Origin of the sequence: Mesorhizobium sp. GbtcB19, assembly GCF_019091085.1 — a bacterium.
GTDB lineage: Bacteria > Pseudomonadota > Alphaproteobacteria > Rhizobiales > Rhizobiaceae > Mesorhizobium.
Window position 1 is genome coordinate 1 of sequence record NZ_JAGXJY010000155.1, and the last position, 328, is coordinate 328.

The 328-nt window shown below is 72.0% G+C and carries 1 protein-coding gene; it reads left to right on the top strand.

What is annotated here, in order from left to right; genetic code table 11:
• A partial coding sequence (locus KVT37_RS32025; protein ID WP_217579000.1) for a phosphoadenosine phosphosulfate reductase family protein occupies positions 1 to 328 on the top strand: 328 nt, incomplete at both ends.

Sequence of the window (328 nt, forward strand, 5' to 3'; positions counted from 1 at the left end):
CGATTCCTGCTGCAATGTGCGCAAGGTCGAGCCGCAGGCGCGCGGCGCCGAGCCGTACCGCGCATGGTTCACGGGCCGCAAGCGCTTCCAGGCCTCGACGCGGGCGGCACTGCCGGTCTTCGAGGCGGGCGGCTCGCGTATCCGCATCAACCCGCTGGCGCATTGGACGACGTCGGGCCAGGCCGACTACATGCGCGCGCACGCGCTGCGGGAAAATGCGCTGGCCGCCTATGGCTATCTCTCGATCGGCTGCTTCCCCTGCACGCAGCCCGTGCAGCCCGGCGAGGAGGCGCGCAGCGGCCGCTGGGCCGGTCACGCCAAGACCGAG